Origin of the sequence: Aporhodopirellula rubra, assembly GCF_014192335.1 — a bacterium.
Classification (GTDB): Bacteria; Planctomycetota; Planctomycetia; order Pirellulales; family Pirellulaceae; genus Rhodopirellula; species Rhodopirellula rubra.
The window spans coordinates 144,540-158,615 of sequence record NZ_JACHXU010000014.1 but is presented as its reverse complement, the minus strand read 5'-3'; the positions used below and the strand labels follow the sequence as shown (position 1 = coordinate 158,615).

Genomic DNA, 14,076 nt, shown 5'->3' with positions numbered 1-14,076 from the left:
TGTTCTTGTGGATCCGGGCGTTGTTAGCCACGTCCCAGATCGCGAACCTTTTGCAACAACGTTCGCACTGGTTGAACGGGCTGGTAGCCCATCAAACGGCGACGTTTCCAGTGACCGTCTGACGATTTGCTATAAACGATGATTTGCGGAATCATCTTTTCGTCGGCCATCAACTGTTTGGCCAACTCGGGTTCTGCGTCACGGTCGACGACCGCCAGGCTGACGTTGTCGAGTTCACCCGATCGGCTCATGTTGGCGATCGTGGTTTGTTTGAGAACTTGGCATGCCGGGCAATAAGGTGCACCGATCACGACCATCAGGGGTTTGTCTTGTTCGACTGATTTCTTGTACGCCAAAGTGTAGTTCTGGTCACTCGTGTGAGTGATATTTTCTCGCGATGGCTCTGCCGTGGCAACGCCGGTGGTTACGAAAACAAGTGTAAGACCAAAGAACAGTGACAACATTCCATGCTTCCTAGTGCAAGTTAACTTGTCAGGACAGTGGCGGCACCATGCCGTCGATTGAGTCAGGCGAATCATACGCCGGATGAATCTCACCGCTCGTGTCTGCCGTTACCGACTCGCACAACCGTGTGAAAAAGCGAACTCAGTACAAAACGAGAAAAGTAACTGTCGGGACAAGATGTAATGCCTCACCAACCGGATTGCTGGAAAACTCCGTTCCGAGATTCCGACGTGCGGGGCAACATTATGGCTTCCAGAAAGTCGGCTCCCGTCTGCGTACTCCACGCAAACGTAGGAAATGACCTTGGCCTGAGAAACGAAGCAGGCAAGACGAGCGAACCTTCCTGAATGCGGGATCTGGTTAAACTGTCTTGTTCGTGCTGTTGAAACAGGCTGGCGAGGATTGTAGGAGTGCTATGGTGACGTGCAAGCAGTTCGAAAGCGTTTTTTCGAATCCGTCGACTAGGGCCGTGCGGCGACGTTTAATGCCTCGTTGCGGGGCAGATTCCCACTTTGCTACTTTGCCTATCCCCCCCACACCGACGGCGAGATAGGCAAACGGGGGTCTTTGCGACTGTTTTGATAAACTTAATCTTCGATTAATCGTGCGGGTTAGCTCAGCCAGATCCGCTAATAACGCATTCACGTGCGGGTCAGAACCGGCCGGATGATTCACCCCCGATTCGCTGTCACCTGGGCTGTCGTTCCTGCGGTTAATGCATCACGCTTTCTGCTGCTAAAAGGCAGCCCCGGCCGGCCGCGACGGCGACCTCTGTCATTTCATTCACACTACTGTTTTCACGTATCCGATTTCGTTCATGACCGAATTACCGCACGAGAAGCCCGCGTTTGACGAACTCAGCGACGATCATCAGGAGGTATTGCGGCGAATGGGGGAGAGCGTTGGCAAATCAGTCGACGAGGTCCAAGGGACCGATGATTTGATCGGGTACTTCCAATCGTTTCGTCCTGACGGCCGGGGGCTCGCGGGAGTCTTCAGCGGCGTGGTCGGCGGCGACGACGTGCACGAACGGCTCGAGATCCTTTTCGAAGTTGCCGGGGACGATCGGCGACCAACCGGTGGGCGGGACGCGTTCTTTGTCGTCCGCAAACCTGCCGTAGTCGCTCCCGAGGACGTTCAAACCGCCGGGGAAGAATGGATCGACCAGATGAGACGGCTCGGCGACTCACTCGGGCATACCGAGGCCACGGAAAAACTATCCGCGATCGAGCGGATTCGAGTCCTCGAAGGCATCCCGCCGAAACATCCCAAACTCGCCGAAGAGAAAACGGAACTGCTCGTTCTGCTCGCCGAAACCATTCCCAGTTGGGTGGGAGCGGCCGCGCCCGATCATGCGATCGCCACGGCCCTTCGCAATCCGTTCTATTTTGTGAACTGCGACGCGATGCTTCGTGATTATTTGATGTGGCCGCTGTATCGCAAACACATTGCCTCCGAAGATCCGTTCGAGCCGTATTTCCGTTTGTGGCGTCATGGCGTCAAATGGCGAGTGTTCCAAGAGACGCAAATCGACCTCTACATGCCACGCCGATGAAGACCGAACCGTCGCCCATTGAATTCCCAAACGCGAGCATGCGTATTCTCGATGCTAACGCGAATCGGGCAGCCGAAGGATTGCGAACAATGGAGGAGTCCGCGAGGTTCGTGCTGTCGGCTCATTCGTTGACAGCTCAACTGAAACGTCTCCGGCACGACTTGACCGAAGCGATGGCACGGATTCCGCGAATAAATCTCCTGCGTGCACGCGACACGAGCGGTGACGTGGGCACGACCGCGACGACGCCGGGCGAGCAAACCCGTCCGGACATCAACAGCATCGTCGCCGCGGCCACCGGTCGCACTCAGCAGGCGCTGCGTTGTTTGGAAGAATACGGCAAAACAATCGACGCAGGATTCGCGTCTCAGATCGAGCGGATTCGTTATCGATGCTACGACGTGTTTGCGGACCTCGAGCAAATCTGCATCGCGGGCAACGGTCGACTCGCACGCCTGAACGATGCTCGGCTGTACGCTCTGATCGACTGCGGCAGCAGCGAAGAGGCAATGGTCCAACGGATTGCGTCTCTCGCCGATGCCGGAGTGGATATCGTTCAATTGCGAGATCGCAACATGGACGACCGGACGTTGTATCAACGCGCCGTTGCTGGAACGGCGGCCGCGCGGCGCCACGGTGTGCTGTGGATCATCAATGACCGCGCCGATATTGCCGCCGCGTCGATGGCCGATGGCGTGCACGTCGGTCAGGAAGAACTCCCCGTGGATCAAGTCCGCCGGATCGTTGGCCCTCAAGCAATCATTGGGTTGTCAACACACGACGTCGATCAAGTTCATAACGCGTTTGCGTCAACCGCCGACTACATCGGTTGCGGCCCTGTGTTCCCAGGCCAAACAAAACAGTTCGATCACTTTCCTGGTTGTCCCTTTTTGCTAGAAGTGTCCGACATGATCGCTTTGGCCGAAGATCGATGCCTTACCCGTCCGGCGTTTGCCATCGGAGGCATCGGACCATCAAACATTCGCGATGTCGTTGAGGCGGGATTCGGCCGCGTGGCGGTGACCGGCGCGCTCGCGGGCGATGATTTATCCGACAACGCGGCGACGTTACGTCGGTCGCTCGAAACTGTGCTTCACGACGAACCGTTCGAGCGAGCAACAACCCGATGAAACGCCTTGCGTCAGAACCGTCGGCATCCGATTCCTTCCTGACTCGCTATCCCGTTCGAATGATCGTGATCCGGGTCGTTGCGGTTTCCTGTTTGGCGTTGTTTGCTTTCGCGGTCGCGGACGATTCGAAATCCAATTTCGTGACTCTCACGGGTGCACCCGGTCTAACTGAAAGCAGCGGTTTGTCGTTTTCGATGAGCGATCCCGCCTGCGTTTGGACGCACAACGACTCGGGCGACCGCGCACGATTGTTCTGTTTTGACACTCGTAGCGGGCGGTTGACGGGAACCTGCGAGCTGACGTCCGCAAAATCAGTCGACTGGGAAGCGATGACCGGTGTCCCGGCATCGACGGACGCACCTGCCAAATTGATCGTTGCCGATTGCGGCGACAACAACGCGGTTCGTGAACACATCACTCTTTATCGTTTCGCCGAACCGGACCCTCACGCCCAAACACGCCTCGATCTAGCGGACTACGAGTCGCTGCAGGTTCGATTCCCAAACGGTGCAGTCGATTGCGAAGCCGTTTGGTACGACCCGGACGAAAACTGCACTGTATTGCTCGCCAAAGGACGACTGCCGATCGCGGCCGTATTCACCGTTTCCGATTCGAGTTGGACGTCCGCGGATGCGGCAAAACGTCATGCACTGAGGAAAAACAACTCGCCGCGAAAGAGCGGCCTGGGACCTCATCGCGTTACCGCGTCCCAGATCGCCACGCTCGCATTGCCGATGGCAACCGGGGCCGACCGGGACGCCAGGAGCGGTGATGTTTGGATCGCGAGCTATTTCCAGGCCTTCTGCTTTGAACGTGGACGCCATTCCAGTTTGCAGGAACAACTCGGTGGAGTCCCTCGGGCGGTCGAAATGCCACGACTCAGACAGGTCGAAGCCATCGCGGTAGATTCCGGCTCGCGCGTTTGGGTTACGACGGAAGGCAGCCCCGCGTTGCTGCATCCGTTGTCGACCGAGACACCGACGCAATGAACCGTTGCCCCGTTTCAATTTATCTCGAGGAACACGTGCGTGTTTGAAATCGAACAGAAGTACCGCGTCAGCGATCGGAAAGAACTCACCGAGCGATTGGCGGCGGAAGACGCAGTGTTTGTTTCAGAAAATGAAAACAGGGACACCTACTACAATCACCCCTGTCGTGACTTTGTCGAAACGGGCGAGGCATTGCGGGTTCGCCGAGAGGATGACATTCCGATGGTGACTTACAAAGGCACCCGGCGGCCCGGTCTCGTGAAAGCTCGTGAGGAACTCGAGTGGCGACTCGATCCCGGTGACACCGATGGCACGCACATGGAACGCCTTTTGACCGTCTTGGGATTCCGTGAAGTCGCGACGGTGACGAAACGTCGCGAGACCTATCGACTCGGATCTGCCGAGACCGCGATGACGATCACGATCGACTCCGTCGAATCACTCCGGCACGATGGCGATCCGGGCCTCTTTGCCGAGATCGAATGCGTCCTTCCAACGGCGACACCCGACGATAGCGAGATCGAAACGGCGAGAGCACGCGTCTCCGGTTTGGCACGAAAGCTCGGTTTGACCGATCCGGAATCACGAAGTTATCTGCGAATGCAATTAGAACGGTGACTGTGCTAAGATAGCGGCTCAAATGCCGCCCGCGATGCATCAAGACGCATGGGATGGCCCCAACCGTTTCCTAAGGTAGCCCAAAGCACGATGCCGTTCCCCGCCCCCTTTCTCGCACGATTCGGATTGTTATTGGTTCTGTTTGGCGCGTTCGCGTCCGTGCCGATCCAATCGGCGATCGCGGCGGAACAGTCGACATCGGAACAGTCATCGGCGTTGATGAATGCATCGGTTTCGTCAATAGACTTCATTGTGTTTGGTGATGTCACGCCGGCCCTCGCTGATACACCGATCGACTGGTGGCCCGCGGTATTCGTCTTGATCGGAATCATCTCCGTCTTGACGTTGATCATAGGCCTCAAACTAAACGCGTTCTTGGCGCTTATCCTCTCCGCGATCCTGGTCAGTATCCTGGTGGGCTTTGACACCGGCGCCGGGATGGGCGAACGAATGGGCGCGGTCGTTTCGGCGTTCGGCAATTCGGCTGCGGGCGTTGGGATCGTGATCGCAATGGCGGCGATCATTGGCAAATGCATGCTCGACAGCGGTTCGGCCGACCGAATCGTTCGCACCGCGGTTGAAATGACGGGCGAAAAGAAAGCGTCGCTGGGTCTGATGATTAGCGGTTTCATCTTGGCCATCCCGGTCTTCTTCGACACGGTTTTCTATCTCCTCGTTCCGTTGGCTCGCAGCCTTCACCGGCGGACGGGAAAGAACTACCTGCGATATTTGATGGCGATCGCGACCGGTGGCTGCATCACTCACACACTCGTGCCACCCACGCCGGGGCCGCTTCTCGTGGCCGCGATTTTGCATGTGGACATCGGCATGATGATGATCATCGGGGCGGCCGTCGCGATTCCCTCCGCGATCATCGGACTTCTGTTTTCGATCTACTCGGACAAAAAGTCTCCGATCCCGATGCGTCCGCTCGGTGCAAACGATGACCGCCACCAACCTCTCGAAGAATCGAAACTGCCTGGGCTGTTCGCATCATTGCTGCCCGTGATTTTGCCCGTCGTGTTGATCGGTGCTGGCACGTTGGCGACAACGCTCGCCGATCGTGAGGACCGAGCCTCGGTGCTGACCACGGACATTGAGGATTTCGATCTGCTCGCACAACGATTCGCATCGGCGACCGAAAAATCCCCCGCCGGCCGAATCCTATCGAGCGAATTGCTGAACGAGAAACAACGCTCGCGACTGACGAACGCTGCAAAGAACGATGGCGAGAAAGAAGCCGTGGTTGCGGTCATTAACGAAGCGTTGTTGGATCCCGAATACTACAGCCAAGAGGCATTCGCGGACGTCGCCATGCCGGACGTGACCGCCCAATTGATGAAGGCCGATCAAGTTCGGATGAAGCCCGTCGATCGGCGCCGCATGAACCGAGCGTTGCTCGACGCAGCCTATCCCGAACTGATCGCGGCGCAGCGTTGGGAATCGCCGATGAGGAAGACCGCAAACTCGTTGGGCCTGTGGAGTAATCCGAACTTCGCGTTGCTGCTCGCCGCTTTGGCTGCGATGTTGACGTTCAAAATCGTTCGCTCCTTGTCATGGCGTGAACTCAACGTGGATGTCGAAGAATCGTTGATGAGCGGTGGGGTGATTATCCTGATCACGGCCGCCGGTGGCGCGTTCGGTGCCATGCTCAGCCAAACGGGTATCGGCGAAACGATTCAACAATACTTCAGTGGCCAGAGTGCATCGGGTATCGCGATCCTATTGCTCGCTTGGGCTGTCGCCGCGGTCTTGAAAGTCGCTCAAGGCAGCAGCACGGTCGCGATGATTGTTGGCGCGGGTATGATCGCTGCGATCATGGGCGGCGAAGAACCACCGTTCAACATGGTGTACGTTGCGACCGCCGTCGGCAGCGGTTCGTTGATGGGCAGTTGGATGAACGACAGCGGGTTTTGGGTGTTCGCCAAAATGGGCGGGCTGACCGAAGCAGAGGCCCTCAAAACATGGACGCCGTTGCTCGCGACGTTGTCCGTCGGAGGACTGATCACGACGATCATTCTCAGCCAAATTTTGCCAATCGCGGGTTAACGAGCATGACCGACGACGATGATCTGTGCTTGTGTTTCCACGTCACGCGTCGGAAAGTCATCCAGTACATCCGCGTGCATCGACCGCAGAAAGCGAGCCAGTTATCTGAGTGCTACGGTGCGGGCACGGGATGCGGTTGGTGTCGTCCCTTCCTCACACGTTTGCTCGAATCCGAACGCCCTGAAACAGAGACATTGCCCGACATCGACGCCTACGCAAGCAAGCGAGCCCAATATCGCGAGCAAGAGAACAAACGTTAGTAGTGAGGGCTTGGACGGGGGCGGTTGAGCACACTTTTGCGCACGCCGAAGGCGTTCGATAGATTAGCCGGGATATCCGTAGGTGCGCTGCGCGACCTCCGGCTATTATCTTCAATCCCTTCGGGATACCTACCGGCGAGTCGAAAACCAAACACGCGGCAGCAACGCCAGCAAACCTCATCATCTCCTAGACAGCCTAACGACATCCGCGACGGCCCAAACTCCCATTCAGCACCGACGAATAAATCCCCATGCGAACGATTGCCCTTGTACTGATCGCGTTCCTTTCATTCCACATGAACGCCCCTGCTGATGAACCTCTCGAGTGCCGCGACAGACCGCTGGTCCTGGCACACTACATGCCCTGGTACGTCGCCAAACCCGTCAGTCCCCAATGGGGGTGGCACTGGACGATGAACCGATTTGATCCGGAAACGATTAACGACGGACGCCGTGACGTCGCCTCCCATCACTATCCGCTCGCGGGTGCGTACGATTCGTCCGATCCCTCAATTCTCGAATACCATCTCTTGCTGATGAAATTGTGCGGCATCGATGGCGTCATCGTCGACTGGTACGGGCTGACGGACCTGTCGGACTACGCCGTTCTGCATCGCAACACACAGCGACTGATCGATGCGGTCGAACGAATGGAGATGCAGTTCGCAATTTGTTATGAAGACCAAACTGTGACGCCACTGGTCAAAGAGGGACGCATCTCGGCAGACCAAATCGAACAACACGTCGCAACCGAGATCGACTGGCTCGCGGAAAATTGGTTCATGCGTCCGGGATACGTTCGCTTGGACGGCAAACCCGTCCTGCTCTCCTTCGGCAACACGGGGCTGAGTGGTCCGCAATGGACATCGCTCCTAAAACACACCCGCACGCCACTGGCGTATTTCAGTGAACACACACGCCGCGACGGCGCCACGGGTGCATTCGATTGGCCGATCCCGGACGAAGGACTACTTCGGAGCGAACATTTTGACCGAGCATCGCTTCGCTGGCCCGATTCCATTCCCGCTGTCTATCCTCGTTTTGTCGACGTGTATGCGAAAGCAAACGTGAATGACGGTTACGTGCGAATCGGCGACAACGATGGGAAGACGTTCCTGACAACGATGCGTCATGCGTTCGCATCCGGGACACGGATCATTCAATTGGTCACGTGGAACGATTGGGGCGAAGGAACTTGCATCGAACCGAGCGTCGAGTTTGGCTATCGCGACTTGGAAGCCCTACAAAATTTGCGGCGTCGTCGATCAGAACTGAAACTGAACGCCGGCGCCGAAGATTTGCGGTTACCGTGGCAGTTATTGCTGCAGCGACGAAAAGCATCCAGTCAGAAAGACGTTCAACGATGGGACGCGGTCGCGGTGATGATCGGTAACGGAGAATTCGAAAACGCTCGCAAAGCACTCGCACAATAGCCGCACTTGGCGGGAAGTAGTGAGTACGCGTCCAACGCTAAGGTTCGTTTTCGGTTCACACGTTCGCCTTAGCTCGGACATTTCTAGAGCGTGGCACTCTCGATATTCCAATTCGTCGATTGCCTTGTTATCGTTCGCCGATGAAATGGACTGACACGATACGACTGACCCAAAGCCGACTTCAACGCAAGACTTCGGTACTGTTTTCACGTAAAGACGATTGGAATCAACTGATCGGGGAGTCGTTGATTGGCTACGTCCCGTTTTGCTACGACTTCGCATCCGTCAACGTCAATCGTTACAGCGTGCTCTTTCCGCTGACGGTACACGATTCGATGGAGTTCAATCGGCACCATCGCCATTTGCATGGTGTCTCCGCGTTGGTTCCGACCACCGACGTAATCGAACTATGCAAGGACAAACTGACGTTAATGCAACGTCTCAACGAGTACGGGTTCGGTGAACATTTGCCCGCCTACAACCAAACGTTCGATTATCCCTACATGCTGAAACGTCGGCACTCCGCGTTCGGAAAAGGCACAAACATCATTGCCAGTCCGTCCGATGAAGAAGAGCACGCGTCGGACCTAGCGGCAGATACCCACATGACCCAGGAACACCTTCCTGGTACCGAAGAATACGCGACGCACGCCATCATGGCACACGGACGGATCGTGTTCTCGCGAACCGTCAAATACTTCTTCCCGCCAGGCCTATATGTGAAGGGGAGCCAATGCTTCGCGTCACGGCGGGAGACGTTTGAGCGAACTCCGTTTATCGAAATCTTCGAATTAATGTTGCGTTCGCTAAACTACGAAGGCATTTGTTGCCTTGATTACAAAATCATCGATGGCAAACCAAAATTGATGGAAATCAACCCGCGATTTGGTGCAACCATGACGCTGTTTATCAACGAGGCACTGCAAGCATACGAGGAAGCCATCGCGTCATTTTAGCTCCGCGACTATGCCAGGACTTCGTGAATCACTCGCGCCGGCTGCACGCCCGTTAGTTTCTGGTCGAGCCCTTGAAACGGATAGCTCAGACGATTGTGATCAAATCCGCATAAGTGCAACATCGTCGCGTGAAAGTCTCGCAAGTGCACCGGATTGACTTCCGCGGAATAGCCAACGGCATCAGTTTCACCGTAGCTGAACCCTGGTTTCACTCCCCCGCCCGCCATCCATAGCGTGAAAGCGCCTGGATTGTGATCGCGACCGATGTACTTCATTTCACCACCGCCACGATTTTCACGCATCGGTGTTCTACCGAATTCACCACTCCAGATCACGAGCGTGTCATCGAGCAACCCTCGCTGTTTGAGATCGCTCAACAAAGCGGCGATCGGACGATCGACTTGATCGCACTTGTTCTTAAAGCCCGCGTTAAGAGCCTCGCCTTTGTCGGCACCATGTGAGTCCCATCCCCAATCGAACAATTGAATGTATCGCACATCGCGTTCAGCCAACCTCCGAGCCAACAGGCAATTATTCGCGAACGATTCCTTGCCCGGTTGGGTACCGTAGGCTTCGTGAACGTGCTTCGGTTCGTCGGTGATATCCATCGCGTCGGGAACTGCCGATTGCATCCGAAACGCCATCTCATACTGTGCGATTCGGGTCAACGTTTCTGGATCGCCGAACGTCTCATAGTTTCGTTGATTTAAGCGGCTGAGTGTGTCGAGCATCGCGCGGCGGCGGTCGCTCGTTACGCCCGCTGGGTTGGAAATGTCGAGCACGGGGTCACCTTGCGAACGACATTGGACGCCTTGATAAACCGATGGCAAGAAACCGCCGCTCCATAACGCCTTGCCGACACGTGGCTGCCGACCGCCAGACAACAAGACGATAAATCCAGGCAGGTTTTCGTTTTCGGTTCCCAGTCCCCACGTCGTCCACGATCCGATCGACGGATACCCCATGCGTGCTTGACCGGTGTGAACCATCAACTGAGCCGGCCCATGATTGAATTGGTCGGTTTGCATCGTTTTGATGAAACAAACGTCATCGACGTGCTTTGCGAAATGTGGGAAGCGATCCGATACCCAACTGCCGCTTTCGCCGTGCTGTTGGAACGGGTACTGCGGACCGAGCATTTTCGGCGTGCCTTGGATGAACGCAAAACGCTTGCCCTCCAAAAAGGATTGAGGGCAATCCTTCCCGTCCAACCGCTTCAAATCAGGCTTGTAATCGAATAGTTCGAGTTGGCTGGGCGCACCGATCATGTGCAAATAGATCACCCGTTTCGCCTTGGCGGGCAGCGGCGGCGCGATCGCACTCAACGGATTCTGCGCATCATGGAGAGGGTGATGTTTCACCGTGCTTGCATCAGCGCCATTCTGCATCGCCAACCACATCGCCCCCATGCCTGTCGTGCACCCTTTGAGAAAGTGCCGACGAGTTTGCTGTTGGAGTGCCGTCAATTGAGTTTCGGCGTAAAGATTCCTGTTACTCATCATGTCTTCCTATTTCATCACGACTTCGTCGAGGTTTAGTAACACCGCTGCGACTGCGACCAACGGGTCGGCAGATTCATCCCCTTTGTCCACGACGCCCGGTTGCGACTCGAGCAAATCTTGCAGGTCTGCGAGATCCGCATCGGACGGTTCGCGGCACGTCACGATCAGGAATCCATGACGCATTTGTTCGCGTCGATCCTCTCCGATCGACCGCATGCGATCAGCGAGCGCGACGGCGCACTCCACAAACGTCTCATCGTTCAACATCATCAACGCCTGCAACGGCGTGTTCGAACGCAACCGACGCGGTGCACAAAATTCGCGAGACGGTGCGTCGAATGCCGCGAACATCGGATAGGGGATGCTGCGTTTCATGTAAGTGTAAATCGAGCGACGGTAGCGGCTATCGTCACCCCGTTTGGCCACGTTCCATTTGTCGCCACCATGAAACGGTTTCCAAACGCCATCGGGGATCGGTGGATGCACCGGTTCGCCATGCATTTCCCGGCTGAGTAATCCCGACAACGAGAGTGCTTGGTCGCGGACCACTTCCGAGGACAACCGATGCCGTGGACCTCGCGAGAGCCATTGGTTCTGCGGATCGCGTCGATAGCTCTCTTCGCTCAACATGGAGGACTGAGCATAGGTGCGTGACAGCACGATTTCGCGAATCATCGACTTCATGCTCCATGCCTGTTCGTTTTGAAAACGCAGGGCGAGAAAGTCCAGCAGTTCAGGATGCGTTGGTAGTTCACCCGACGAACCAAAATCTTCTTCACTGGCAACGATTCCGGTTCCAAACAATTGAGCCCAAACTCGGTTCACGGCCACACGTGCGGTTAACGGGTTCTCGGGGCTGACCAACCAATTCGCCATCGTCAAACGGTTCGGCACGTCCGAATCCCCCGATGACTCATCGAATGCGAGCGGGGGCAGCGACGCGGGCGTGCCCGGTGTGACTTCCTGTCCCTTCGTCAAAAAAAGTCCACGTTCGAACAGGTGGCTCGGGCGACGCAGGTGAGAGGGACGCTCCTGCATCACGGGAATTCGTACGGATCGAATTCCCGATCGCTTCTTTTCGAGTTCCGCGAGCGATTTCCGCATGGCCGAAATCGAATCATCATTCACAAGATCCACAAACGCATCGTTATCACTGACGGCCAAATGCCCACGTCGAGTCACCAGCGAAAACGCAGCGAGAATGAATTTGCGGTGTTTCAGTGTCACACGGAGCCGCGCGTTCGCGGGCACCTCAACAGGCGCTTCGAGTAGGAAAGCGGCTTCGCGTGGATGGTTGATGCGCGTGTACGCGGCAAAGCCATGCGATGACTTTGGATCCAAACTCGCATTCGAATCGTAAATCGGATCCATCTCGTCGCTAATCACACGACGAAATGACAACGGCGTGGTCTTGGTTCCCTCGTTACCAACCAACTCGACCTCGAAGGAAGCCAGAACAAATCCCCACTCGGAATCATCCAATGCCGATTGCGGGTCGAGCGGTTTCGCGGTCAACCGGATCGCGGTCAGTTGTACCAGCGACGCAGGCAAGGGTGCCTCGAGTGTAATGTCTGTGTTGCGACTGACGGTATCGACGGTGAAGAACTCATCGTGATCGTCGACGCGTTCGACGTCCATCTGCGTCGCCTTGTTCGTCTTCGCCGTCATGTCGGTGAGCGGTTGCCATCTATCCGCACGCTTCAACTGGTCAAACTCCGAGTTCCAAATCTGACCACGAAGTTCTCGAATCTGATGGTCCAGCTCTTCGGCACGTGCGTAGTCGGAACAATCAATCGGTGCGTCGATCGTCGGCCAATCTTCATCGAGATCGGTGTCCGAGGTGTTATTGAAGAACGCCGCAAATTGATAGAACTCTTCGTGTCGAAACGGGTCATAAGGATGACTGTGGCATTGCACACACCCAAAGGTGACACCCATCCATGTCTGCCATGTCGTGCTCACGCGATCGAGCACCGCCGCGACGCGAAACTCTTCATCGTCGGTGCCCCCCTCTTCGTTTGATTGGGTTAGGCGATGGGCCGCGGTTGCGATCAAGTCTTCCATCGTCGGGTTCGGAAGAAGGTCGCCCGCGATTTGCTTGATCGTAAATTGATCGTAGGGGAGGTCGTCATTGAAAGAATCGATCACCCAATCGCGGTACTTCCAAACCGAACGCCGACCATCGAGCCCCAACCCTTTCGAGTCGGAGTAGCGAATTTGGTCCAGCCAAACACTCGCCCATCGTTCACCAAATGCTTCTGAGGCGAGCAATCGATCGACGACATTCTCTCGCGCGGCGTCAGCATTTTGCTCATACTCATCGAGAAAATCGCTGCGTTGCTGAAGCGACGGCGGCAGACCGGTGAGATCTAAACTCACGCGGCGCAACCAACGCTCAGCCGTCGCATCCTCCGACGGCGTCAGATCGTGCTCGAGCATTTTCGCCAACACGAACCGATCCAATGACAGGCGAGGCCAGGAGGAATCGGCAACTTCGGGAATCGGACGCGGTTTCGGAGCCGCATACGACCAGTGACTCGCATCCCAAACCGCTCCCTGTTCGACCCAACGACTCAATATTGCGATATCGGATTGCGATAAAGCGGGACCGTGGTCGGGCGGCGGCATCCGCGTATCCGGATCGGTTTCGAGCACTCGTTCAATCAGGATGGAACTGTCTGGGTCGCCCGGTTCGACGATCCACCCTTTCGGTGGGAGCACCTGCTCCTTGTAAACAAACGAAACGTCGCCCGCCTGTTTCACACCGCCATGACACGCGGTGCAGTGCGCATTGAAGATCGGCCTGACATGATCATTGAAATCGACGATCTCAGGAACCGAGGAAACCTCGTCTCCATCCACCTCACCGCCGAAACCGATACCGCCTAATCCAATACCGCCCAATCCGATCAGCGCAGCGGAACCGACACAGGCCAACCGCCATTTCATGTTGCTCGCGTGAAGAATCAAAAGCTTCATTGTCTATCGATCAAACTTTTAAGGTGTGTGTTTGTGCTGCATTGGCTTCCACGGCCGCGATCCATTTTAGCGAGTATTCGAGGACCACTGTACTCAGTCGAGAGTATCACAAATTCGAGCGAGTGCGTTCCCAGAAGAAA

11 protein-coding genes are annotated in these 14,076 nt (G+C 56.2%); 8 read left to right on the top strand and 3 right to left on the bottom strand.

What is annotated here, in order from left to right; translation table 11 throughout:
• Positions 1-23: 23 nt before the first annotated feature.
• On the bottom strand, positions 24-464 hold the full coding sequence (locus FHS27_RS18890) for a thioredoxin family protein (RefSeq protein ID WP_184306436.1): 441 nt from the start codon (positions 462-464) through the stop codon (positions 24-26).
• 818 nt (positions 465-1,282) lie between these two features.
• Here FHS27_RS18890 and FHS27_RS18885 point away from each other — a divergent pair.
• From FHS27_RS18885 to FHS27_RS18850, 8 genes are all read left to right on the top strand, one after another.
• Positions 1,283-2,020: an apolipoprotein acyltransferase gene (locus FHS27_RS18885; protein ID WP_184306435.1), complete on the top strand. Its 738-nt coding sequence runs from the start codon at positions 1,283-1,285 to the stop codon at positions 2,018-2,020.
• Positions 2,017-3,150 carry a thiamine phosphate synthase gene (locus tag FHS27_RS18880; RefSeq protein WP_184306434.1) on the top strand — a complete coding sequence of 378 codons (1,134 nt, stop codon included), beginning with the start codon at positions 2,017-2,019 and terminating at the stop codon, positions 3,148-3,150. The genes FHS27_RS18885 and FHS27_RS18880 overlap by 4 nt, the downstream gene beginning before the upstream one ends.
• Entirely contained in the window at positions 3,147-4,139 is a 993-nt protein-coding gene (locus tag FHS27_RS18875; protein WP_184306433.1) for a hypothetical protein, read from the top strand. Before FHS27_RS18880 ends, FHS27_RS18875 begins: the two co-directional genes overlap by 4 nt.
• Before the next feature lie 39 nt (positions 4,140-4,178).
• Complete coding sequence (gene cyaB / locus FHS27_RS18870; protein ID WP_184306432.1) at positions 4,179-4,757, top strand: class IV adenylate cyclase; 579 nt, start codon at positions 4,179-4,181, stop codon at positions 4,755-4,757.
• Positions 4,758-4,805: 48 nt separating this feature from the next.
• Positions 4,806-6,806 (top strand): GntP family permease, encoded by a 2,001-nt coding sequence (locus FHS27_RS18865; protein WP_246420151.1) that lies wholly within the window; start codon positions 4,806-4,808, stop codon positions 6,804-6,806.
• Positions 6,807-6,811: 5 nt separating this feature from the next.
• Positions 6,812-7,066 (top strand): (2Fe-2S)-binding protein, encoded by a 255-nt coding sequence (locus FHS27_RS18860; protein ID WP_184306431.1) that lies wholly within the window; start codon positions 6,812-6,814, stop codon positions 7,064-7,066.
• 251 nt (positions 7,067-7,317) lie between these two features.
• Positions 7,318-8,499 (top strand): glycoside hydrolase family 71/99-like protein, encoded by a 1,182-nt coding sequence (locus FHS27_RS18855; RefSeq protein WP_184306430.1) that lies wholly within the window; start codon positions 7,318-7,320, stop codon positions 8,497-8,499.
• A gap of 140 nt (positions 8,500-8,639) precedes the next feature.
• Positions 8,640-9,455, top strand: a complete 816-nt coding sequence (locus tag FHS27_RS18850) for an ATP-grasp domain-containing protein (RefSeq protein ID WP_184306429.1) — start codon at positions 8,640-8,642, stop codon at positions 9,453-9,455.
• An 8-nt stretch (positions 9,456-9,463) separates the two neighbouring features.
• Here the strand turns inward: FHS27_RS18850 and FHS27_RS18845 are convergent, their stop codons facing one another.
• Both FHS27_RS18845 and FHS27_RS18840 read right to left on the bottom strand, forming a co-directional pair.
• A complete protein-coding gene (locus tag FHS27_RS18845) occupies positions 9,464-10,954 on the bottom strand; it encodes a DUF1501 domain-containing protein (protein WP_184306486.1) in 1,491 nt (496 codons plus the stop codon).
• Between the two features lie 9 nt (positions 10,955-10,963).
• Positions 10,964-13,936, bottom strand: a complete 2,973-nt coding sequence (locus FHS27_RS18840; protein ID WP_184306428.1) for a PSD1 and planctomycete cytochrome C domain-containing protein — start codon at positions 13,934-13,936, stop codon at positions 10,964-10,966.
• Between the last annotated feature and the right edge of the window lie 140 nt (positions 13,937-14,076).

Bases quoted from the DNA above. Each gene is read 5' to 3' on its own strand.
- FHS27_RS18860 (WP_184306431.1), top strand. From the start codon at position 6,812: ATGACCGACGACGATGATCTGTGCTTGTGTTTCCACGTCACGCGTCGG.
- FHS27_RS18885 (WP_184306435.1), top strand. From the start codon at position 1,283: ATGACCGAATTACCGCACGAGAAGCCCGCGTTTGACGAACTCAGCGAC.
- FHS27_RS18855 (WP_184306430.1), top strand. From the start codon at position 7,318: ATGCGAACGATTGCCCTTGTACTGATCGCGTTCCTTTCATTCCACATG.
- FHS27_RS18845 (WP_184306486.1), bottom strand. From the start codon at position 10,954: ATGAGTAACAGGAATCTTTACGCCGAAACTCAATTGACGGCACTCCAA.
- FHS27_RS18865 (WP_246420151.1), top strand. From the start codon at position 4,806: ATGGGATGGCCCCAACCGTTTCCTAAGGTAGCCCAAAGCACGATGCCG.
- FHS27_RS18840 (WP_184306428.1), bottom strand. From the start codon at position 13,936: ATGAAGCTTTTGATTCTTCACGCGAGCAACATGAAATGGCGGTTGGCC.
- FHS27_RS18890 (WP_184306436.1), bottom strand. From the start codon at position 464: ATGTTGTCACTGTTCTTTGGTCTTACACTTGTTTTCGTAACCACCGGC.
- FHS27_RS18880 (WP_184306434.1), top strand. From the start codon at position 2,017: ATGAAGACCGAACCGTCGCCCATTGAATTCCCAAACGCGAGCATGCGT.
- FHS27_RS18850 (WP_184306429.1), top strand. From the start codon at position 8,640: ATGAAATGGACTGACACGATACGACTGACCCAAAGCCGACTTCAACGC.
- FHS27_RS18875 (WP_184306433.1), top strand. From the start codon at position 3,147: ATGAAACGCCTTGCGTCAGAACCGTCGGCATCCGATTCCTTCCTGACT.